Here is a 24993-nt window from a genome sequence, read left to right as displayed (position 1 = left end):
ATTTTATTTAAAACTTTTTTTTAAAATTTAAATATTTGGTTTTCAATATTTTAATTGGAATAATGGTCGTAAAAGTGTTAATAATTCGTTAACAAATGTAAGTTAAATTATAAAAAAGCGGATTTTTGTAAGCGAATTAATTAAAAAACTATTTAAAGATGAAAAAAACTATTTTAGCAGTAGTAGCAGTTTTTGCTATGGTATTTACAGCAAATGCACAAGACGGAAAATTTGAAGTAGGAATCAACGGAGCTTTACCAATTGGTGATGCTGGAGATTTTTACACGTTCAGTGTTGGATTAGATGCTGCATACATGTGGAATGTATCTGATAAGTTTGACGCGGGTGTTGCAACAGGATTCACAAACGCATTTGGTGATGAGCAATCAATTACTGTATTCGGTATTACAACTACAATAGATGCAGAAGATGCTCAGTTTATTCCAATTGCAGGTGCTGCTCGTTACAATGTATCAGATGATTTCTTTGTAGGTGCAGACTTAGGGTATGCAATCGGAATCAATGATGGTAATGATGGAGGTTTTTACTACCGTCCAAAAATTGGATACAATGTTTCTGAAAGAGTTAGCTTAAACGTATCTTACACTGGAATTTCTATTGATGGCGGAAGCTTCGACACAATCGGATTAGGAGTAATGTTTGGACTATAATCAAAACAAAACATACTATAAAAAAGGAAGTCAATTTGGCTTCCTTTTTTTTATGAAAATATAGTTCAAAAAAATACCATAGTTTAATACATTCGCGACCACATTAACGAAATAATTAAAAACGATTTTACATGAAAAAAATTTACATTCTTTTTGTAGTACTAGGTATTGGATTTACTGCCAATGCGCAAAAAATTTCTTTTGGTTTTAAAGGTGGATTGAACTCATCTTGGGTTACAGGAGATTCATCTGATGGAATTACGCCGCGTATTGGTGTGCATTTAGGAGTGATGTCTGAATTTTCACTTTCAGAAAAATTCTCCATACAACCAGAATTAATATATTCACAACAAGGAGCGCAGCAGGATGTTGCTTTTACTTTAGATGGATTCACAATACAAGAAGAAGAGTTGAAAGCACGTCAAAATTATGTAAACCTTCCTGTGTTGGCTAAATATTATATTACCGAAAATTTTAGCATAGAAGCCGGACCGCAAATTGGTTTTTTACTTTCTGCCGAACAAGAAGGTGCTGGAATTGAAGTAGATGCCAAAGATGCATTGAAAAGTATAGACTTTGCAGCGAGTTTAGGTGTAAGTTATAAACTGAATAGCGGATTAAGCTTTGGCGCACGTTACAACGCTGGTGTATCTAATGTAAACGATGTTGAAGGCGTTACAGATGATAATTTCAACGGCGTATTGCAAGTGTCTATTGGTTATTTCTTAAAATGAATATAACAAAGCATACCCAATTTATAAAAGGAAGCTACAAAGTTTCCTTTTTCTGTTAAATAAAATCAAAATTGTAGTTTTCGATTTGTAGTGTTTGATACATTCGTTTCAATATTAATGAATAATTTAAATCGATTACTACATGAAAAAAATTACAATTATTTTCGTATTACTATGTGTTGGATTTACCGCCAATGCTCAAGAAAAATTTTCTTTTGGTTTGAAAGCTGGAACAAACTTTTCTTGGGTTATAGGAGCGCCCAGTTTTGAGTTGAGTCCACGTGTTGGATTTCACTTTGGTGTGATGTCAGAACTCTCTCTTTCCAAACGATTTTCGCTCCAGGCAGAATTGCTCTATTCACAACAAGGTGGCACACGAAAACAAACTATTAAATCTACGGCAGGTAGCTTTACACAAAGCACCGAATATCATTTTGATTATGTAAACCTTCCGATTTTAGCAAAATATTATTTGACGAAAGGCTGGAGTGTGGAAGCAGGACCACAAATTGGCGTATTACTTTCTGCTTCGGAAAAAAGAAACAACACAGAATTAGATATTAGAAGTAGATTTGAATATGTCGATTTTTCTGCAGCTTTTGGAACAAGCTATAAATTTGACAATGGATTGAATCTTAACGCACGTTACCATTTTTCTATTTCGAGTATGATCAACTCGTCAGCACGATCTCCTTCTTTCTATAATGGCGTTTTACAACTATCTGTAGGTTATTTTTTTTAAATAGCTATTTAATACCTGTGCGAATTACAAAAGGAAGCTTCGGCTTCTTTTTTTGTGTGCTGATTTTCGTATTTTTACCAAAACTATTCTTATGAATATCATTATTATCAATGGCCCTAACTTGAATTTGCTTGGTAAACGCGAACCCGAAATCTACGGAAGTGCCACGTTTGAAGATTATTTTGAAACGCTTCAATCGCAATTTTCAACAGTACATTTATACTATTATCAATCGAATGTAGAAGGTGAATTGATCAATAAAATTCAAGAAGTTGGTTTTACGTATGATGGTATCATTCTCAATGCAGGCGCCTACACACATACGTCTATTGGAATTGGCGACGCTATTAAAGCGATTACATCGCCTGTTGTAGAAGTGCATATTTCCAATACTTTTGGTAGAGAAGCGTTTCGACACCAGTCGTATATTTCGCCCAACGCAAAAGGCGTTATTTTAGGTTTTGGGATGCAAAGCTATCAATTGGCAATTCAGAGTTTCTTATCGTAAATCATGATGAAAAAAGCATATTTTAATTGGAGTACAGGAAAAGATTCCGCCTTGGCTTTGTATGATGTCTTACGACAGAAGGAATACGCAGTTACACAATTAGTCACCACCGTAAATAAAGACTTTGAGCGCGTTTCCATGCACGGATTGCGAGAAGCTTTGTTAGATGCACAAGTAGCACGCTTACAATTGCCTTTACAAAAAATATACTTTCCAGCGGAAGTCTCTATGTCTAGCTATGATAAAACGATGAAGGAAGCCACACAACAATTGGTAGAAGCGGGTTTTACCTACGGAATTTTTGGTGATATCTTTTTAGAAGACTTACGCAATTATCGAGAAGAAAAATTGCAAGAAGTAGGTATCAAAGGTGTTTTTCCATTGTGGAAACAAGATACCAAAGTGTTACTGAAAGAATTTATCTCCTTAGGCTTCAAGGCCATTACCGTTTGTGTCAACGCAAAACTGTTAGATGCTTCTTTTGTGGGAAGAATATTGGATGAAGATTTCATTAGCGAGTTGCCTGATAACGTTGATCCTTGCGGCGAAAACGGCGAATTTCACACCTTTGTCTTTGACGGTCCTATTTTTTCATCACCGATTGACTTTACGATTGGCGAAAAAGTGTTAAAAACCTATACACCTTCAAAAAAAGAGTCAGCTACTTGTACCTCAGACGATTCTACGTGGGATACTGCTTTTTGGTATTGCGATTTAATCCCGAAATAAGCGTAAACTCTTAAAAATTAACGTTTCTCTGTGAAAACTTTAATCAAGTTTTGGCAATTAGTTAAGAACAAATTAAGAAGCATCTAAGCTATATTTGACTGTGAAACAAAACGAAGTTTCACAGCAATTTTTACATAGCTGAAGGTGGGATATCAGTTATTAGGTTGGTTGAGGAAAAAGCCATTCAAGTGAGATTGAATGGCTTTTTATTTGGAAAAATTTCATAAAAAAAGTGAACCGAAGTCCACTGTTTTCATACTAGGATTTAGTCACAAATTTTTGCAGAAATTGCAGCTGTTGCAGCGACAGTAACATAAAATGCTCCTTCTGCGCAAACAATAGAGGATAATGTTAAAGGTGTAATACCTCCTTCAATACTTAGTTTTTCTCTGTCAGTTAAAACAGATACTGTTGACTTTCTTAATTCCAAAGTTTTAATACTTCTTTTTTTCATAATATGTGATTTATATGATTAATACTACTATTCAGTTCAAGAAGTAAAAAAATGTTACCCAAGAAAGTAAAATAAAAAAAATATACTACATATATTATGTGAATCCGTAAGGAAAGAAGTGAACTAAAGTTTGGTGCTAAAATTCTGAATATCTGTTTTTTTAAGAGATTTGACTATACAATTGGTATTATTTCGCCTTCAAATACTTCCGTTCCACATAAAACGTAGCAAAAGGAAGTAACGAAGCAACAAATAAAACACCAAAACTTTTCTTAGTCCAGTGTTGTTCTTCGGTGAGCAAATACGCATATACTACATATACGATAAACAAAATTCCGTGTGCCATTCCCACAAATTTATTGGGCGTTGGCATTTCCATAAAATATTTTAACGGCATCGTTATAAAGAAAGCGATAAATGAAATTCCTTCCAAAATCGCGATCCATCGAAACCATTGCAGTGTTTTTGTTTCTTTTTGAATTGGTTCTAACATAACTATTTTACACTATTTTTTAATTTGTTCATTCCGTAATACAAAGTTTTCATAAACATGGTTTCGTCTCTAGGATCACATTCAGTTTTGACATAATCATAATACAATAATGAGTTATACGTGGTGTTCAATACAAAGAAATGGAAACTAGTTGTGAATTGCTTATCTCTTATACCGCTAACGACATAAACGAAAAGTTGAAGATTACTTTGATCGTTTGGAATAATTAAATTTTCAAAATATTTAGAATCTGAAACATTTTTTCTCACTCTATTTGTAGAAAATAAAATTGTTTTATAATTCTCAGCTAGTAATCTAGAAGCATCTGTGAGTTTTATTGTGGGAAATACTTTTAATGCGACTCTTTCTGATGTTTTCGCAAGCTTGTATCGTATTTCATTTTTTTCTAGAGAATCAGTTTGATTATACAAACGAACATAAGTGGTTGAGTATGACAAATGTTCAATTGTGTTAAGTTTATTAGTTTCATACTTTACATCTTGATCAAAAATCTTAGCATCTTCAGCGCAGGAAACTATAGGCGGTAATTTAGGTCTTTTCTTTATTCTTGACTCGCTTTTCGTTCCAGAACAACTAGCCAAAACAATTCCAATAAGGATACACAATAATTTCTTCATACAAAAAACTAAAAAGTATAAAAAAAGCCGCTCTAAGAGCAGCTTTTCAATATATTATTAAATGTGAATGACTTCATCATACGCATCTGCCACAGCTTCCATGACCGCTTCACTCATCGTTGGATGCGGATGCACTGTTTTTAATACTTCGTGTCCAGTAGTTTCTAATTTTCTACCCAACACCGCTTCGGCAATCATGTCTGTTACGCCAGCACCAATCATGTGACAGCCTAACCATTCGCCGTATTTGGCGTCAAAAATTACTTTGACAAATCCTTCTTTATTTCCGCCAGCACTTGCTTTTCCAGAAGCAGAGAATGGGAACTTTCCAACTTTAATGTCAATGCCTTGCTCTTTTGCTTGCTTCTCTGTCAAACCAACCGAAGCAATTTCTGGAGAACAATACGTACATCCAGGAATATTTCCATAATCCAAGGCTTCTACATGCATTCCTGCAATTTTCTCTACACATAAAATTCCTTCCGCAGAAGCAACGTGTGCCAAGGCTGGTCCAGGCGTTACATCTCCAATAGCATAATACCCAGGAATATTTGTTTGGTAGTAATCGTTTACTAAAATTTTATCTCTATCGGTCGCAATTCCCACAGCTTCTAATCCGATGTTTTCGATATTCGTTTTAATTCCAACTGCCGAAAGTACGATGTCAGCTTCTAAGATTTGCTCACCTTTTTTCGTTTTTACGGTTGCTTTTACGCCATCGCCCGAAGTATCTACTGAAGTCACTTCCGCAGACGTCATAATTTTGATACCACTTTTCTTAAACGAACGTTCCAATTGTTTGGAAACTTCATCATCTTCTACAGGAACAATTTTTGGCATATATTCCACAATTGTTACTTCTGTTCCCATCGAGTTATAAAAGTAGGCAAACTCTACACCAATCGCACCTGAACCAACAACGATCATTTTCTTAGGTTGCTGCGGCAAGGTCATTGCTTTACGGTAGCCAATCACTTTTACGCCATCTTGTGGTAAACTTGGCAATTCGCGCGAGCGCGCTCCTGTAGCAATCACAATATGTTTGGCGCTATATTCGGTTACATTTCCATCGGCATCTTTTACATCAATCTTCTTTCCAGCTTTTAGCGTTCCAAAACCGTTAATCACGTCAATTTTATTCTTTTTCATTAAGAACTGAACTCCTTTGCTCATTCCATCTGCTACATTACGACTACGTTGTACTACCGCGTCAAAGTCTTTATCATACTCTTTTACGGACAATCCGTAATCGCCAGCATGTTTCAAATACTCAAAAACCTGTGCTGATTTCAATAACGCTTTCGTTGGAATACATCCCCAATTTAAGCAAACGCCACCCAAACTTTCTTTCTCAACGACTGCGGTTTTCAACCCTAATTGAGAAGCTCTAATGGCAGTTACATATCCACCAGGACCACTTCCTAAAACGATGATATCGTATGTACTCATATCTTAAAATTTTGTTGTCTGTTTTTCGAAGTGCAAATTTACGGAATTATCCGCGAACTTTAAATTTTATACAATTGTTTTTGCTTCGGCAAGCTCAGCACAAGTGCTTTTAGATACGCTTCGCTTTAGATCGCTATCGATTTTAGACTTTTTTGTTTTTTTGAGGATTCGTCGATTTGTTTATTCGTTCATTTCGTATCGCAATCGCGTTCAATGATTCCAAAGTATACCATTATAACTATATGATCAACAAATTGTCAAATCGACACATCATCAAATTAATTAGGAAGTTCCCTTCCGCTACGCTTCAGGTCGCGCTATTCGCTGCAAGTCCGCGCTCGCACACTCGCTGTGGGCTTTCCACTGCTATCGCTAACTCAGTTCGAAGTACGATTGTTGATTTTTGAAGTACGATTTGTTTGCACTGAACGTCAGTTCGAGTATTTTTGTCATATCGAGCGCAGTCGAGATAGGTAAAAATGTATCGAGAACAGCTCGGAAAACCAAAGTACTTCTCGATACAAAATTTTTTCAAAATTTCACTCGAAGTGACGTTTGGAACTTTTTAACCGAATCCAATCAGAAACGTTACGAGGAAGCATGACAAAGTACTTGTATTGAGTTCAATCGAAATAATCTGTTTCTTAACTAACAGATTGCCACACGTTTTTTACAAAACGTTCGCAATGACGTTTCAAAAGACTTTTGCATTTTGAATTTCCCTTTTTTTGTAGGAAATGTAACATTTGAGTACATTGTAGCAACAAACGTATTGTAATTAATAGTTAAGATATGGGAAAGCCGAATTTGGTAATAGATAGAGAGCAGGAAAAAGTTTTTTTGGATGGAGAAGTTATAGGGAGTATAGAAATTAATGACCCAGATCTTGGTTTTTATTTATTGTTTGAAGAAGTTGATAAGCTATCAGGAATCAAGATGTCAGATATTTTTGGCGAGAAAATTTTTGCTACTAGAATACTTTTCGAAGACAACTTTTATTATAAATGGGATTTTATTTTTACATCCTATACAAGTATAAATTTTACAGATAACGAAATTTCTCATGTTAATATACATTTGAATATGGATAATTGGAATTTTCAATATGGAATTCATTCTTTTTTTAAAAGGCTAACTAAATCTCTAGATGATAATGAGCTTGTATATATTAATGAAGAAGAACAGTTTGAAAACTTCCAAGAAGTAATTCAATTAGGTTTGAATATCTATCTAACTAGTGATGTATGGTTAAGAGATATTTTTGTTGTTCATAAAGAAATAACTGAATTACTAAATGTTAAAATTGAAAATGTTTTTTTTGAATTAACTAAAAGTCCTAACCAACGAAACCTAACAAACACCTTCACTTTCCCACCCGAAATCCAAACTTCTTGCGAGCAATATCTCATCTATTTTGCTACCTTTTTAAAAGACATTGGTATCAACGCAGAAACCAATATAGAATCCAAAGCACATGAAACTTTATTTACCGTAATTCCAAAAGATGGAGAAGAGGCGTTGGATAAAATAAAAGAAGCGTTACAAATTTATCTTCACTTACCCGAAAGTCCAGAGTTTGAAAGTGCAGCTTCAGAGTTTACAGATATGAGCGTTCAAAAATTAGCTTCACAAGTTTATTTTTACAAGTCACAATTAGCATTAGCCAGTACAATGTTGCAACTAAAAGACAAACAAATTGAAAGTTTAAACATGACGATTTATCAACAAGAATCATCTGTTGAAGTACAAGTCATAGAAGAAAAAAACGAAGAAAAAATTTTAGGAGGTTTGGTCACCATTACAGAATTCAAATTAAATGGAATCACTGTTAATTCCCCAGAAATGGTTCGTTTTCTAAAAAGAGTTTTTAGAAGTAAATAGAAAATTTAAAATGTAAAACTATTTTTGCTAAAAGCTAAACCAACTCAAATTAATCCAATAAAATAAATTCCTAAAAATGCTCTCATAGCGCATACAAAAAAGATGCATCAAATAGTGTATACTGCTATTTTCAGCTTTAATTTTAGATAAGATATCGAATTTTAATTTTTTATTGATCTAACGAAAATGTCGATTCATCGACAAAAAGCATATTATTTACGCTCAAGTGTCGAAATTCATTTGGTTTTAAGAAAATATTAACTATATTTATAATCGTAAGATTAGTGCTACATTTTTTTAAGAATATGTTTCAATCTAATTTTTAAGTACAAAAGGGGCAAGAGATAATAATACGATTTTTACTTTATCAAATTAAAATTTGAATACCGTAGTTAAAGTAAGGTAAAATCATTTTTGATCACCATTATTTATCTTATTTTAACAACATATTTTTCTTTAAAAAAGAATCGTAATTAAATATTAAAAAAAAATTATAATAACAAAAAAACCTAACAAAGCCCATGTGTCTAATTCAATTTCCCTCTAAAACCCTGATTAAATCCCTTGAGTAGTTTTCTAAGAACTATTTTATCAAACCATTCAATAAGCGATTACTATCATATTTACTTGAAAGAGTAAAAGAAAAGCTGTCTATATGATTTATATATATAAATTATCATATAGCTTATATAAAAATTAAAAAAACCCCGCAATTGTAAAACTTTGGAGAGCAAACAAAAGCAGGGCAGGATAACAGTTAATTTAATTAAAAATCAACCGTATTATGTTACATCTTTACGCTATTAGAAGTCAGACATATCTAACTGACACAATTCCAATATATCAAAAATACGAAATTACTGATTTGCTTATTAAATAAATAGATAGGTAAGTTGTAAACAACTTCAATTCGTATTTAAATATAAAGCCAATATTCTAACTAACCAAATATACTTCTATCTAATTAGAAGTATACTAATATACTTTTCACTTATGTTAAGATATCTTTTAATTAGCTACTCGAGAGTTAGACTGTTTTTTGAGGAAATGAACAACCATCGTTCCACAATAAAAAAGAGAATTACTACACATAAAATCCACCGATTGCAGTTTGTTATTGTACTTGTTTTGATGCTTGTATTTTCAAGTGAGTCCAAAGCTCAAGTAGTAACAACTTGGGGAGGTTTATCAGGAACAGTTCCTGAAAATAACTTCCAAACGAGCAGTCTATCTGCTGTTGGAGACGGCGTTACTTTTGTGACTGTTGACATTACTAGAGGTCCTTCCGTAACCACTGGAGGCGTAGAAAATGCAGTAGCTCCTGCCATAATACTAACAAATAGTTTCAATAATAGTAGAGCTACTACGGGTATTTCGGGGAACTTATACACCTATACATTTAGCGAACCTGTACATGTCATACTAAGTTCACAAGAACACAGCGAATTAATTCGTACAGAAAACATAAAAATATCAAGTCCAGATGCAGGAGCTTTATTTTCAGGAAGTTTAACAGGAGGACAAACAGGTCATTTCATAAATAACAATAATACTTCCGAAATTCATATTGGTTCTTCCAGCTCCATTAGTACAGCCGGAACCTATTGGACGGTACAAAGTAATATAGCTGTTACAAGTCTTACGGTAGAATATTATGTTACGGATGGAGCGGAAGCTGCTTCTGGTGAACCTTTTACACTAGATCTAGCACCAGTTCCTTACATACGATTAGACGATACAAATATTACAGGAGCAGGAGGTATAAATATTTCAGTACCTGGATGTTCTAAAAGCACAGAATTTTTAGATGCAGCATCAACAGGAGCAACGTCTGAATTCAATGCGCCTCACGGTCTTGACTTTATGACTATTACCTTAACAAATCCGCAAGATGTAGGAGATGAAACACTGAGTATAAAAGGTATATTTCCAGGAGTTTCGGTTTCAGGAAACGGAACAACTACGCTTACAGTAACCAATCAAAGTGCAGATGTAAATACAGTACGAAATACACTCGATGATTTAGTATATGTTAATAGCGCAGTAGTTCCAGAAATAGCAACCCCAAGAATTGTTGAAATTACAGTAACAGATCCTTTTGGAAACACATCAGCTACCACAACAGCAACCCTAACCCTTACAAATCCCCCTAATTCCGGAGCAACTTCTGGACCTTTTTATGTTTTTACAACAGACACCACAGCAGATTTATTTTCTGCTCTGGATGGTTCAGAAGATGCAGGAGGAATTTGGATGGATAATGATACTACAGGCGCACTTTCAGGAAGTACGCTTACAGTATCTAGTTTACCGTTAGGACCATCTACTTTTAATTATGTAGTTAGCGGTACAGGTCCTTGTAATGATGAAACAACGACAGTATTAGTCATTAAACTTGAAGGGAGTGAAATTGCATTATCTGCACCAACAGCTTCTTCCAATTGCGGAACACTCACAACAAATTATACAAATCCACTTTTCTCAGCAAACTCAGATGATCCCATATTTGTGTTTGACGGAGGAGCAAATGTCGGACAACTAGAATGTCCGGCTGGTGTTGGAGTCACAACCTATGATTGGTATCTATTCAATCCAACAACTAATACCTATGACAACTATGCTATAAACTCAACAAGAATTCAAACAGGATTAGCCGATGGGGGTTATTTAGTAGTTAGAAACGATGGAGGAACTATTGAAGAAGGAAGAGCTTGGGTTTGGAATACATCTATTCAAACACAAGCAGGTTCAGACCTTATAGCTTGTTCAGGAGATACTGTAATGCTTAATGGTATAGCAGCAAACAATACAGATTTCACCTATTACGATCCAGTAGAAAGACCTTTCAGAATTACAAATTCAACCGTAGTGTCAGTTACATTCAACGTAACACATACCTACATATCTGACGTTGGGTATTATTTAGTGTCGCCAGATGGTTTAGTTAATATTCCACTAGGACTCAATGAAACAGGAAGTCCATGTTATGCCGCAGACAATGCAGTAAATCTAACATTCACCAATGATCAAACCATCACACCAACACTTCCCGTTTTTGATATATGTGAATTTGCAAGAAACAATGCATGTAGTGGAGCAGGTCCCGCTTTAACAGGTACATACAATGCCTATTATTCCAATCCATCCAATAACAGTACAGTGTGTACTGTTTTCTCTCCTGCTTCAGGAATCAATCTTATCGATATGACGCCGCTCAATGGCTATGATGCAAGACAAGGAGGATGGAAAGTACAAATATATGACTGTGAATTTCAGGATTTTGGAGAAATAGACTCCGTAATCATAAGTTTTGTCGACGGTTCTAATACCTCCACTTTTACAAGTGGAACCATTCCTAACGGAACGCCTTCTGCTCAAATAAATGATGATTCGTGTACTGCCGCTACAGCTTCTATCTATGAAGTACCATTTACACCATCGGTAGCAGCAAATGAAGCATTAAACATTCAAGATAATATTGGAGTCAATGGTTCTGGGGGATATGCTTGGTCGTACAGTACAGATGGACCAACTGGTCCATGGAGTGCACCTTTTGAAATAGCCACACTAACACCTTCCGTTACAGTAAATGAAACAACATGGTTTCGATTAAATGCTGACAACGGTACCATGTGTGCAGGAGAAGATGTAGTAGTGGTTACAGTTACAGACAAACCAGAAGCAGGAACAGGAACAGACAATTATGCCTGTGCAGGAGATGTTTTGGTTGACTTAAATACATTACTAACAGGAGCGGATTTAGGAGGAAATTGGACAGTTTCAGGAAGTTCTCCTAATATGCCTGGCGGAGACTTTAGCGCAGGAGCAGGAACATTCGATCCAACCACGGGAGGAGTATATATCTTTGACTACACAGTAAATGCTAGTGGTCCATGTACTATCAATGAAACTACATCAGTCACAGTATCAGTGCAAGCAGCACCAAATGCAGGAACAAACAATACCATAGCAGCAACAACAGCTTCAGGAATTATAAATTTATTCACAAACCTCAATGGTTCTCCAGATGCTGGAGGAACATGGAGCATCAATGGAAGTTCTGCTGCGCCAGGAGTAAACTTTGATCAAAGTGCAGGAACCTTAAATAGTTCAGGTCTTGTAACAGGAACATATATTTTTGATTACACAGTAACAAGTTGTCTCTCTTCCATAAGTTCTGTAACAGTGAATTTTACAGGTGTTACGAATGATATGGACAATGTAGATGAAGCTGTTGAAGATGGCGCACCAAATGGTGGAGATGGAAACAATGACGGAACACTAGATAGTCAACAACCAGATGTAGCCTCAATTCCAGATGCAAATGGTGACTATGTAACCATAGAAGTAACATCGCCAAATGTAGGTGAAGATTGTAATCAAATTACCTCAATGGTATTATTGACAGAAGCTTCTCTAGCGAGTCAAGATGCGGTATATGATTATCCTTATGGATTAATAGACTTCTCTTTAGCATGTGTAGGAAACGGACAAGCCGCAACAGTAAAATTCTATTGGTATGGAATCTCGTCCTTATCTGATTATGATGCGTACCGAAAATTTGGACCTTCTTCTGCAGGTGGAATAGATTTCGATTACCGAGGGAATCTAATACCAATTACACAACAAATAGAAAATATCAATGGAATCAATGTATTAACGGCAACATACGTATTGGTTGATGATCTTGTTGGTGATGATAATATTGAAATAACTGGTGTCATAGAAGACCCTACAGGTCCAGCAGTATTACTTCCAGTAGATACAGACGCCGATGGAATTCCCGATGTTGATGATGTTGATGATGACAATGACGGAATCGCCGATGTGGATGAAAATCCAACAGGAATAGATCCAAGTGCAGACACAGACAACGACGGCGTACCAAACTATCTAGACGATGCACCAGCCGATCTACTAATTGGAGATGTAAATGGCATGATCGAATCAGGCTTCGATGCCGATAATGATGGTATTCCAAACCATTTTGATTTAGACAGTGACAATGATGGAATTACCGATGTTGTCGAAACAGGAAATGGTGACTTAGACACTGACAATGATGGTGATGTAGATGCAGACGATGCGGTCTTTGCAGATGGAAATATGGACGGTCAAGCAGACAACACCGCAGGAACTGTTCCAGCAAACACCGATGGAAATATAAATGACGGTTCAGACTATCTAGACATTGACGCCGATGATGATGGAATTCCAGACAATATAGAAGCACAATCCACAGGAAGCTACACGCCACCAAGTGGAATTGACAACAATAACAACGGAATCGATGATGCGTATGAAGGCGGCGGCTTCATAGATACTCCAGAAAACACAGACACAGATGCAACACCAGATTATCTAGATACTGACAGTGACAATGACGGAATTGATGACATATTAGAAGCAGGACAAGGAACCTTCACAGGAACTGACACAGATGGGGACGGATTGGATGACGGTTTTGATACAAGTGATGACACTGGCGTTGAACCAGATGTTAACGACAACTTAAATACAGGAGCATCAGGAACAGACAATGATGATGATCCTACTACTTCAGAAGTAGACTTCCGTGAGGAAATGGACAGTGACGGTGACGGAATCACGGATATAGATGATGTTGATGATGACAATGACGGAATCGCCGATGTAGATGAAAATCCAACAGGAATAGATCCAAGTGCAGACACAGACAACGACGGCGTACCAAACTATCTAGACGATGCACCAGCCGATCCACTAATTGGAGATGTAAATGGCATGATCGAATCAGGCTTCGATGCCGATAATGATGGTATTCCAAACCATTTTGATTTAGACAGTGACAATGATGGAATTACCGATGTTGTCGAAACAGGAAATGGTGACTTAGACACTGACAATGATGGTGATGTAGATGCAGACGATGCGGTCTTTGCAGATGGAAATATGGACGGTCAAGCAGACAACACCGCAGGAACTGTTCCAGCAAACACCGATGGAAATATAAATGACGGTTCAGACTATCTAGACATTGACGCCGATGATGATGGAATTCCAGACAATATAGAAGCACAATCCACAGGAAGCTACACGCCACCAAGTGGAATTGACAACAATAACAACGGAATCGATGATGCGTATGAAGGCGGCGGCTTCATAGATACTCCAGAAAACACAGACACAGATGCAACACCAGATTATCTAGATACTGACAGTGACAATGACGGAATTGATGACATATTAGAAGCAGGACAAGGAACCTTCACAGGAACTGACACAGATGGGGACGGATTGGATGACGGTTTTGATACAAGTGATGACACTGGCGTTGAACCAGATGTTAACGACAACTTAAATACAGGAGCATTAGGAACAGACAATGATGATGATCCTACTACTTCAGAAGTAGACTTCCGTGAGGAATATGATCCATGTGCGGCAGGAACAGTTGCTGATTTAAGCAATCCATTATACACAACAGCAGATTGTGACGGAGACGGAGTTACCAATGGAGAAGAACTGGATCCAGATAATGATGGAACAGCAGGACCAAACGGAACCGATCCCAATAATCCATGCGACTATGATATAACTGCACAAAATTTGGCATCAGTATCAGCTTCATGGTTAACAACAGACTGTGATGGTGATGGAGTAACCAACGGAGATGAAGTAGATCCAGATGGAGACGGTACAGCAGGACCAAACAATACAGACCCACAAGATCCTTGTGATTACAATCCAATACTTGTCACACAAACACAAACCGCCGCTTGGTTAATAGCAGACTGTGATGGAGACGGCACACCAAATGGAGGCGATCCAGATCCGCAAGATCCATGTGTAGACGATGGCACGGTAGGAGATGAAGATGCTACGAACGCAATATGGACAATGTCAGATTGTGACGGAGACGGCACACCAAACGGAACTGATCCAAATCCGCAAGATTCATGTGTTGACGATGGCACGGTAGGAGACGAAGATGCTACGAATGCAATTTACGCTACTGCAGATTGTGACGGAGATGGCACACCAAACGGCACAGATCCAGATCCACAAGATCCATGTGTTGACGATGGCACATTAGGAGATGAAAATTTAAGCAATGCAATTTACGCTGCTGCAGATTGTGACGGAGATGGCACACCAAACGGCACAGATCCAGATCCGCAAGATCCATGTGTTGACGATGGCACGGTAGGAGATGAAGACGTAACGAATGCAATTTACGCTGCTGCAGATTGTGACGGAGATGGCACACCAAACGGAACTGATCCAGATCCACAAGATCCATGTGTTGACGATGGCACGGTAGGAGATGAAAATTTAAGCAATGCAATTTACGCTGCTGCAGATTGTGACGGAGACGGCACACCAAACGGCACAGATCCAGATCCAAATGATCCATGTGTTGACGATGGTACATTAGGAGATGAAGACGTAACGAATGCAATTTACGCTGCTGCAGATTGTGACGGAGACGGCACACCAAACGGCACAGATCCAAATCCACAAGATCCATGTGTTGACGATGGCACATTAGGAGACGAAGATGCTACGAATGCAATTTACGCTACTGCAGATTGTGACGGAGACGGCACATCAAACGGCACAGATCCAAATCCGCAAGATCCATGTGTTGACGATGGCACGGTAGGAGACGAAGACATAACGAATGCAATTTATGCTGCTGCAGATTGTGACGGAGACGGCACATCAAACGGCACAGATCCAAATCCGCAAGATCCATGTGTTGACGATGGTACATTAGGAGATGAAAATTTCAGCAATTCAATTTACGCTGCTGCAGATTGTGACGGAGACGGCACACCAAACGGAACTGATCCAAATCCGCAAGATCCATGTGTTGACGATGGCACGGTAGGGGATGAAAATTTAAGCAATGCAATTTACGCTGCTGCAGATTGTGACGGAGATGGCACACCAAACGGAACTGATCCAAATCCGCAAGATCCATGTGTTGACGATGGCACATTAGGAGACGAAGATGCTACGAATGCAATTTACGCTGCTGCAGATTGTGACGGAGATGGCACACCAAACGGCACAGATCCAGATCCGCAAGATCCATGTGTTGACGATGGCACGGTAGGAGATGAAGACGTAACGAATGCAATTTACGCTGCTGCAGATTGTGACGGAGATGGCACACCAAACGGAACTGATCCAGATCCACAAGATCCATGTGTTGACGATGGCACGGTAGGAGATGAAAATTTAAGCAATGCAATTTACGCTGCTGCAGATTGTGACGGAGACGGCACACCAAACGGCACAGATCCAGATCCAAATGATCCATGTGTTGGAGCAACAGTAGCGAATGTAGACTTAATGAATACTACATCAGCATGGGCAACAGCAGATTGTGACGGAGATGGCGTATCAAATATAACAGAACTGGATCCGGATAATGATGGAACAGCAGGACCAAACGGAACCGATCCCAATAATCCATGCGACTATGATATAACTGCACAAAATTTGGCATCAGTATCAGCTTCATGGTTAACAACAGACTGTGATGGCGATGGAGTAACCAATGGGGATGAAGTAGATCCAGATGGAGACGGTACAGCAGGACCAAACAATACAGACCCACAAGATCCTTGTGATTACAATCCAATACTTGTCACACAAACACAAACCGCCGCTTGGTTAATAGCAGACTGTGATGGAGACGGCACACCAAATGGAGGCGATCCAGATCCGCAAGATCCATGTGTTGACGATGGCACGGTAGGAGATGAAGATGCTACGAACGCAATATGGACAATGTCAGATTGTGACGGAGACGGCACACCAAACGGAACTGATCCAAATCCGCAAGATTCATGTGTTGACGATGGCACGGTAGGAGACGAAGATGCTACGAATGCAATTTACGCTACTGCAGATTGTGACGGAGATGGCACACCAAACGGCACAGATCCAGATCCACAAGATCCATGTGTTGACGATGGCACATTAGGAGACGAAGATGCTACGAATGCAATTTACGCTGCTGCAGATTGTGACGGAGATGGCACACCAAACGGCACAGATCCAGATCCACAAGATCCATGTGTTGACGATGGCACGGTAGGAGACGAAGATGCTACGAACGCAATATGGACAATGTCAGATTGTGACGGAGACGGCACACCAAACAGCACAGATCCAGATCCGCAAGATCCTTGTGTTGACGATGGTACATTAGGAGATGAAGACGTAACGAATGCAATTTACGCTACTGCAGATTGTGACGGAGACGGCACACCAAACGGCACAGATCCAGATCCGCAAGATCCTTGTGTTGACGATGGTACATTAGGAGATGAAGACGTAACGAATGCAATTTACGCTGCTGCAGATTGTGACGGAGACGGCACACTAAACGGCACAGATTCAGATCCAAATGATCCATGTGTTGGAGCAACAGTAGCGAATGTAGACTTAATGAATACGACATCAGCATGGGCAACAGCAGATTGCGACGGAGATGGCGTATCAAATATAACAGAACTGGATCCAAATAATGATGGAGCAGCAGGACCAAACGGAACCGATCCCAATAATCCATGCGACTATGATATAACTGCACAAAATTTGGCATCAGTATCAGCTTCATGGTTAACATCAGACTGTGATGGCGATGGAGTAACCAACGGAGATGAAGTAGATCCAGATGGAGATGGAACACTAGGACCAAACAATACAGACCCACAAGATCCTTGTGATTACAATCCTGTGAATCAAGACTTGGCAACAGTCACTGCTGCATGGACAGACTTAGATTGTGATAATGACGGACTAAATAACGGAGAAGAAACATCAGGCGTAGACGATCCAACAACACCAGCCGATCCAAACGGTAACACCACCGATCCACAAAATTCAGACACGGACGGTGACGGCGTAACAGACGGAGATGAAGCAAATGATGGCACGAATCCAAACGATTCATGTGACTTATTACTAGCAAGTCAATCTGTACCAGTAGAAGCAACTTGGAATAGTTTAGACTGTGACAATGACGGATTAACCAATGAAGAAGAAGTTACAGGAAACGATGATCCTACAACACCAGCGAATCCAAACGGAAACACCACCGATCCACAAGATCCAGATACGGATGGCGACGGCGTAACTGATGGAGACGAAGCAAACGACGGCACCAATCCAAACGATCCATGTTTATACGAAGCCTCAAGTCAAGACCTCACAGCAGTAGAAGCTGCATGGACAGACTTAGATTGTGATAATGACGGATTAAACAATGGAGAAGAAACATCAGGCGTAGACGATCCAACAACACCAGCCGATCCAAATGGTAACACCACCGATCCACAAGATCCAGATACAGATGGCGACGGCGTAACAGACGGAGATGAAGCAAATGATGGTACCAATCCAAACGATCCATGTGATTTTGTAGCAGCGAATCAAACGGTAACGGTAGCAACAGCTTGGAATAGTTTAGACTGTGACAATGATGGATTAACCAATGAAGAAGAAGTTACAGGAAACGACGACCCTACAACACCAGCGAATCCAAACGGCAACACAACCGATCCACAAGATCCAGATACAGACGGCGACGCCGTAACAGACGGCGATGAAGCAAATGACGGCACCAATCCAAACGATCCATGTCTATACGAAGCTTCAAGTCAAGATATTACTGCTGTAGAAGCTGCATGGACAGACTTAGATTGTGATAATGACGGACTAAATAACGGAGAAGAAACATCAGGCGTAGACGATCCAACAACACCAGCCGATCCAAATGGTAACACCACCGATCCACAAGATCCAGATACAGATGGCGACGGCGTAACAGACGGAGATGAAGCAAATGATGGTACCAATCCAAACGATCCATGTGATTTTGTAGCAGCGAATCAAACGGTAACGGTAGCAACAGCTTGGAATAGTTTAGACTGTGACAATGATGGATTAACCAATGAAGAAGAAGTTACAGGAAACGACGACCCTACAACACCAGCGAATCCAAACGGCAACACAACCGATCCACAAGATCCAGACACAGACGGAGACGGCGTAACAGATGGAACTGAAGCAAATGACGGCACCAATCCAAACGATCCATGTCTATACGAAGCTTCAAGTCAAGATATTACTGCTGTAGAAGCTGCATGGACAGACTTAGATTGTGATAATGACGGACTAAATAACGGAGAAGAAACATCAGGCGTAGACGATCCAACAACACCAGCCGATCCAAACGGTAACACCACCGATCCACAAAATTCAGACACGGACGGTGACGGCGTAACAGACGGAGATGAAGCAAATGATGGCACGAATCCAAACGATTCATGTGACTTATTACTAGCAAGTCAATCTGTACCAGTAGAAGCAACTTGGAATAGTTTAGACTGTGACAATGACGGATTAACCAATGAAGAAGAAGTTACAGGAGATGACGATCCATCAACACCAGCGAATCCAAACGGGAACACCACCGATCCACAAGATCCAGATACAGACGGAGACGGCGTAACCGACGGCGATGAAGCAACAGACGGCACCAATCCAAACGATCCATGTGTATACGAAGCCTCAAGTCAAGACCTCACAGCAGTAGAAGCTGCATGGACAGACTTAGATTGTGATAGTGACGGATTAAACAATGGAGAAGAAACATCAGGCGTAGACGACCCAACAACACCATCCGATCCAAATGGTAACACCACCGATCCACAAGATCCAGATACGGATGGCGACGGCGTAACTGATGGAGTAGAAGCAAATGATGGCACCAATCCAAACGATCCATGTGATTTTGTAGCGGCGAATCAAACGGTAACGGTAGCAACAGCTTGGAATAGTTTAGACTGTGACAATGACGGATTAACCAATGAAGAAGAAGTTACAGGAAACGACGATCCATCAACACCAGCAAATCCAAACGGCAACACCACCGATCCACAAGATCCAGATACGGATGGCGACGGAGTTACTGACGGCGATGAAGCAGTAAATGGCACCAATCCAAACGATCCATGTCTATACGAAGCCTCAAGTCAAGACCTCACAGCAGTAGAAGCTGCATGGAATGATTTAGATTGTGATAGTGATGGATTAAACAATGGAGAAGAAACATCAGGCGTAGACGATCCAACAACACCAGCCGATCCAAACGGTAACACCACCGATCCACAAGATCCAGATACGGACGGAGACGGCGTAACTGACGGCGATGAAGCAAATGATGGCACCAATCCAAACGATTCATGTGACTTATTACTAGCAAGTCAGTCTGTACCAGTAGAAGCAACTTGGAATAGTTTAGACTGTGACAATGACGGATTAACCAATGAAGAAGAAGTTACAGGAAACGACGATCCATCAACACCAGCGAATCCAAACGGAAATACAACGGATCCACAAGATCCAGACACAGACGGAGACGGCGTAACAGATGGAACTGAAGCAAATGACGGCACCAATCCAAACGATCCATGTCTATACGAAGCCTCAAGTCAAGATATTACTGCTGTAGAAGCTGCATGGACAGACTTAGATTGTGATAGCGACGGATTAAACAATGGAGAAGAAACCTCAGGCGTAGATGATCCAAGCACACCAGCCGATCCAAATGGTAATACAACTGATCCACAAGATCCAGATACGGACGGAGACGGAGTAACCGATGGAATAGAAGCAGTAAACGGAACGAATCCAAACGATCCATGTGACTTTGTAGCGGCGAATCAAACGGTAACGGTAGCAACAGCTTGGAATGGTTTAGACTGTGATAATGATGGATTAACCAATGAAGAGGAAGTTACAGGAAACGATGATCCATCAACACCAGCGAATCCAAACGGCAACACCACCGATCCACAAGATCCAGACACAGACGGAGACGGAGTTACTGACGGCGATGAAGCAGTAGACGGCACCAATCCAAACGATCCATGTCTATACGAAGCTTCAAGTCAAGATATTACTGCTGTAGAAGCTGCATGGACAGACTTAGATTGTGATAATGACGGACTAAATAACGGAGAAGAAACATCAGGCGTAGACGATCCAACAACACCAGCCGATCCAAACGGTAACACCACCGATCCACAAAATTCAGACACGGACGGTGACGGCGTAACAGACGGAGATGAAGCAAATGATGGCACGAATCCAAACGATTCATGTGACTTATTACTAGCAAGTCAATCTGTACCAGTAGAAGCAACTTGGAATAGTTTAGACTGTGACAATGACGGATTAACCAATGAAGAAGAAGTTACAGGAAACGATGATCCTACAACACCAGCGAATCCAAACGGAAACACCACCGATCCACAAGATCCAGATACGGATGGCGACGGCGTAACTGATGGAGACGAAGCAAACGACGGCACCAATCCAAACGATCCATGTTTATACGAAGCCTCAAGTCAAGACCTCACAGCAGTAGAAGCTGCATGGACAGACTTAGATTGTGATAATGACGGATTAAACAATGGAGAAGAAACATCAGGCGTAGACGATCCAACAACACCAGCCGATCCAAATGGTAACACCACCGATCCACAAGATCCAGATACAGATGGCGACGGCGTAACAGACGGAGATGAAGCAAATGATGGTACCAATCCAAACGATCCATGTGATTTTGTAGCAGCGAATCAAACGGTAACGGTAGCAACAGCTTGGAATAGTTTAGACTGTGACAATGATGGATTAACCAATGAAGAAGAAGTTACAGGAAACGACGACCCTACAACACCAGCGAATCCAAACGGCAACACAACCGATCCACAAGATCCAGATACAGACGGCGACGCCGTAACAGACGGCGATGAAGCAAATGACGGCACCAATCCAAACGATCCATGTCTATACGAAGCTTCAAGTCAAGATATTACTGCTGTAGAAGCTGCATGGACAGACTTAGATTGTGATAATGACGGACTAAATAACGGAGAAGAAACATCAGGCGTAGACGATCCAACAACACCAGCCGATCCAAACGGTAACACCACCGATCCACAAAATTCAGACACGGACGGTGACGGCGTAACAGACGGAGATGAAGCAAATGATGGCACGAATCCAAACGATTCATGTGACTTATTACTAGCAAGTCAATCTGTACCAGTAGAAGCAACTTGGAATAGTTTAGACTGTGACAATGACGGATTAACCAATGAAGAAGAAGTTACAGGAAATGACGATCCATCAACACCAGCGAATCCAAACGGAAATACAACCGATCCACAAGATCCAGACACAGACGGAGACGGCGTAACAGATGGAACTGAAGCAAATGACGGCACCAATCCAAACGATCCATGTCTATACGAAGCTTCAAGTCAAGATATTACTGCTGTAGAAGCTGCATGGACAGACTTAGATTGTGATAATGACGGACTAAATAACGGAGAAGAAACATCAGGCGTAGACGATCCAACAACACCAGCCGATCCAAACGGTAACACCACCGATCCACAAAATTCAGACACGGACGGTGACGGCGTAACAGACGGAGATGAAGCAAATGATGGCACCAATCCAAACGATTCATGTGACTTATTACTAGCAAGTCAATCTGTACCAGTAGAAGCAACTTGGAATAGTTTAGACTGTGACAATGACGGATTAACCAATGAAGAAGAAGTTACAGGAAATGACGATCCATCAACACCAGCGAATCCAAACGGGAACACCACCGATCCACAAGATCCAGATACAGACGGAGACGGCGTAACCGACGGCGATGAAGCAACAGACGGCACCAATCCAAACGATCCATGTGTATACGAAGCCTCAAGTCAAGACCTCACAGCAGTAGAAGCTGCATGGACAGACTTAGATTGTGATAGTGACGGATTAAACAATGGAGAAGAAACATCAGGCGTAGACGACCCAACAACACCATCCGATCCAAATGGTAACACCACCGATCCACAAGATCCAGACACAGATGGCGACGGCGTAACAGACGGCGATGAAGCAAATGATGGTACCAATCCAAACGATCCATGTGACTTATTACTAGCAAGTCAATCTGTACCAGTAGAAGCAGCTTGGAATGGTTTAGACTGTGATAATGACGGATTAACCAATGAAGAAGAAGTTAGTGGCGTAGACGACCCAAGCACACCATCCGATCCAAATGGTAACACTACCGATCCACAAGATCCAGACACAGACGGAGACGGCGTAACTGATGGAGTAGAAGCAGTAGATGGCACCAATCCAAACGATCCTTGCGAGTATAATCCTGTAAATCAAGACCTGGCAACGGTAACTGCTGCTTGGAATGATTTAGATTGTGATAATGATGGCTTAACCAATGGTGAAGAAGTAACAGGAACAGACGATCCTGCAACGCCAAACGATCCAAATGGCAATGTAACGGATCCGTTAGATGAAGACACAGATGGCGATGGAGTTACTGATGGCGATGAAGCGAACGACGGAACAGACCCAAACAATGCTTGTAATTTTGTAATGGCGAGTCAAACAGTACCTGTAGATACAGCTTTTGAAGATTTAGACTGTGATGGTGACGGAGTAACCAATGCTCAAGAAATATTAGATGGAACCGATCTAGATGATCCTTGTGATTTTGATGCTATTAACCAAAATATAACAATTGTTACTGATGCTTGGGATGCTATCGACTGTGATGGTGATGGAGTGGTCAACGGGCAAGAAATTCTAGATGCAACCGATCCACAAAACCCATGTGATTTTGATATCAACAGTCAGGACATATCTATAGTAACGATGAACTTCGATGATCTCGACTGTGATGGCGATGGAGTTACAAACGGTCAAGAAGCAATTGATGGAACTGATCCAGAAGATCCTTGTAAATACGAAATGTCAAGTCAAGATGTAACAGCGGTAAGTGTTGATTGGGAAATGCTTGATTGTGACGGTGATGGCGTGATGAATGGCGATGAAATTACAGACGGAACTCGCGTACAAAATCCTTGTGATTATGATACAGTAAATCAAGATATCAATGCCGTAAGTGCAGCATGGAGCAACGCAGATTGTGACGGCGATGGCGTAACCAATGGTGATGAACTAGCAGATGGAACCAATCCACTAGACGATTGTAGTCTCAATGTAGCGAGTCAAACAATTTCGCCTTCAGATGCATGGAATACTGGTGATTGTGATGGAGATGGTGTTACCAATGCTGTCGAAGTTGCCAATGACAATACCAATCCGGCCGATCCTTGTGACTTTGACTTTAATAGTCAAGACTTAGACGCAGTAAGCGCTGCTTGGTTAGCATTGAACTGTGATGGTGATGCAATTCCAAACGGCGACGAACTTGGAGACGACAACGGAAATAACATTCCTGATTATGTAGAGGTCAACAATGGAGATCCAAATATTGAGATTGAAATATACGATATCGTAACACCAAACGGTGATGGACTCAATGATGTGTTCACCATCAAAGGAATTCAAAACTTCCCTAACAATAACTTAAAAATCTATAACAGATGGGGAATAAAAGTATACGATGTAGACGGGTATGGTCAAGGAAACAAATTCTTCCGCGGATACTCCGAAGGTAGAGTCACCATAGCAAAAGACGACCGCCTGCCAGTCGGTACTTACTACTATGTACTTTCTTATGTAGATGGCAATGGAAATAGACAAGAAAAAGCAGGACCATTTTACATTAATAGAAGATAAAAACAATACAAACA

General features: G+C 40.0%; 11 protein-coding genes. 7 read left to right on the top strand and 4 right to left on the bottom strand.

The annotated features are described in order from the left end of the window. Positions 1–158: 158 nt before the first annotated feature. From KORDIASMS9_RS21075 to KORDIASMS9_RS21055, 5 genes are all read left to right on the top strand, one after another. Positions 159–671, top strand: coding sequence for an outer membrane beta-barrel protein (locus tag KORDIASMS9_RS21075; protein WP_114904757.1), 513 nt, complete (start codon positions 159–161; stop codon positions 669–671). A 131-nt stretch (positions 672–802) separates the two neighbouring features. After that, entirely contained in the window at positions 803–1405 is a 603-nt protein-coding gene (locus tag KORDIASMS9_RS21070; RefSeq protein WP_114904756.1) for a porin family protein, read from the top strand. 142 nt (positions 1406–1547) lie between these two features. After that, the gene (locus tag KORDIASMS9_RS21065) at positions 1548–2147 is read left to right on the top strand and encodes a porin family protein (RefSeq protein ID WP_114904755.1); all 600 of its coding nucleotides are present in this window, start codon (positions 1548–1550) and stop codon (positions 2145–2147) included. A gap of 91 nt (positions 2148–2238) precedes the next feature. Beyond that, positions 2239–2655, top strand: coding sequence for a type II 3-dehydroquinate dehydratase (gene aroQ / locus KORDIASMS9_RS21060; RefSeq protein WP_114904754.1), 417 nt, complete (start codon positions 2239–2241; stop codon positions 2653–2655). 6 nt (positions 2656–2661) lie between these two features. Then, positions 2662–3384, top strand: coding sequence for a diphthine--ammonia ligase (locus KORDIASMS9_RS21055; protein ID WP_114904753.1), 723 nt, complete (start codon positions 2662–2664; stop codon positions 3382–3384). Between the two features lie 265 nt (positions 3385–3649). On the opposite strand, the gene KORDIASMS9_RS21050 is transcribed toward KORDIASMS9_RS21055, so the two are convergent. From KORDIASMS9_RS21050 to lpdA, 4 genes are all read right to left on the bottom strand, one after another. Then, a complete protein-coding gene (locus KORDIASMS9_RS21050; RefSeq protein ID WP_114904752.1) occupies positions 3650–3838 on the bottom strand; it encodes a hypothetical protein in 189 nt (62 codons plus the stop codon). 187 nt (positions 3839–4025) lie between these two features. Next, positions 4026–4331, bottom strand: a complete 306-nt coding sequence (locus KORDIASMS9_RS21045) for a DUF3817 domain-containing protein (protein WP_114904751.1) — start codon at positions 4329–4331, stop codon at positions 4026–4028. 2 nt (positions 4332–4333) lie between these two features. Further along, positions 4334–4969 (bottom strand): hypothetical protein, encoded by a 636-nt coding sequence (locus tag KORDIASMS9_RS21040; protein WP_114904750.1) that lies wholly within the window; start codon positions 4967–4969, stop codon positions 4334–4336. 57 nt (positions 4970–5026) lie between these two features. Then, positions 5027–6418, bottom strand: a complete 1392-nt coding sequence (gene lpdA / locus KORDIASMS9_RS21035) for a dihydrolipoyl dehydrogenase (protein WP_114904749.1) — start codon at positions 6416–6418, stop codon at positions 5027–5029. Positions 6419–7210: 792 nt separating this feature from the next. Between lpdA and KORDIASMS9_RS21030 the strand changes: the two genes are divergently transcribed. Then, positions 7211–8299 carry a hypothetical protein gene (locus tag KORDIASMS9_RS21030; RefSeq protein WP_114904748.1) on the top strand — a complete coding sequence of 363 codons (1089 nt, stop codon included), beginning with the start codon at positions 7211–7213 and terminating at the stop codon, positions 8297–8299. Between the two features lie 1131 nt (positions 8300–9430). Further along, on the top strand, positions 9431–24979 hold the full coding sequence (locus KORDIASMS9_RS21025; RefSeq protein ID WP_114904747.1) for a gliding motility-associated C-terminal domain-containing protein: 15549 nt from the start codon (positions 9431–9433) through the stop codon (positions 24977–24979). Positions 24980–24993 lie beyond the last annotated feature (14 nt).

It is taken from the genome of Kordia sp. SMS9, assembly GCF_003352465.1.
GTDB lineage: Bacteria > Bacteroidota > Bacteroidia > Flavobacteriales > Flavobacteriaceae > Kordia.
This window is presented reverse-complemented; position numbering and strand designations above follow the sequence as displayed.

What these genes read in the sequence shown, in the direction of transcription:
- KORDIASMS9_RS21045 (WP_114904751.1), bottom strand. Translation starts at nt 4,331, where the DNA reads ATGTTAGAACCAATTCAAAAAGAAACAAAAACACTGCAATGGTTTCGA.
- KORDIASMS9_RS21030 (WP_114904748.1), top strand. Translation starts at nt 7,211, where the DNA reads ATGGGAAAGCCGAATTTGGTAATAGATAGAGAGCAGGAAAAAGTTTTT.
- KORDIASMS9_RS21040 (WP_114904750.1), bottom strand. Translation starts at nt 4,969, where the DNA reads ATGAAGAAATTATTGTGTATCCTTATTGGAATTGTTTTGGCTAGTTGT.
- aroQ (WP_114904754.1), top strand. Translation starts at nt 2,239, where the DNA reads ATGAATATCATTATTATCAATGGCCCTAACTTGAATTTGCTTGGTAAA.
- lpdA (WP_114904749.1), bottom strand. Translation starts at nt 6,418, where the DNA reads ATGAGTACATACGATATCATCGTTTTAGGAAGTGGTCCTGGTGGATAT.
- KORDIASMS9_RS21070 (WP_114904756.1), top strand. Translation starts at nt 803, where the DNA reads ATGAAAAAAATTTACATTCTTTTTGTAGTACTAGGTATTGGATTTACT.
- KORDIASMS9_RS21050 (WP_114904752.1), bottom strand. Translation starts at nt 3,838, where the DNA reads ATGAAAAAAAGAAGTATTAAAACTTTGGAATTAAGAAAGTCAACAGTA.
- KORDIASMS9_RS21065 (WP_114904755.1), top strand. Translation starts at nt 1,548, where the DNA reads ATGAAAAAAATTACAATTATTTTCGTATTACTATGTGTTGGATTTACC.
- KORDIASMS9_RS21025 (WP_114904747.1), top strand. Translation starts at nt 9,431, where the DNA reads ATGCTTGTATTTTCAAGTGAGTCCAAAGCTCAAGTAGTAACAACTTGG.
- KORDIASMS9_RS21075 (WP_114904757.1), top strand. Translation starts at nt 159, where the DNA reads ATGAAAAAAACTATTTTAGCAGTAGTAGCAGTTTTTGCTATGGTATTT.
- KORDIASMS9_RS21055 (WP_114904753.1), top strand. Translation starts at nt 2,662, where the DNA reads ATGAAAAAAGCATATTTTAATTGGAGTACAGGAAAAGATTCCGCCTTG.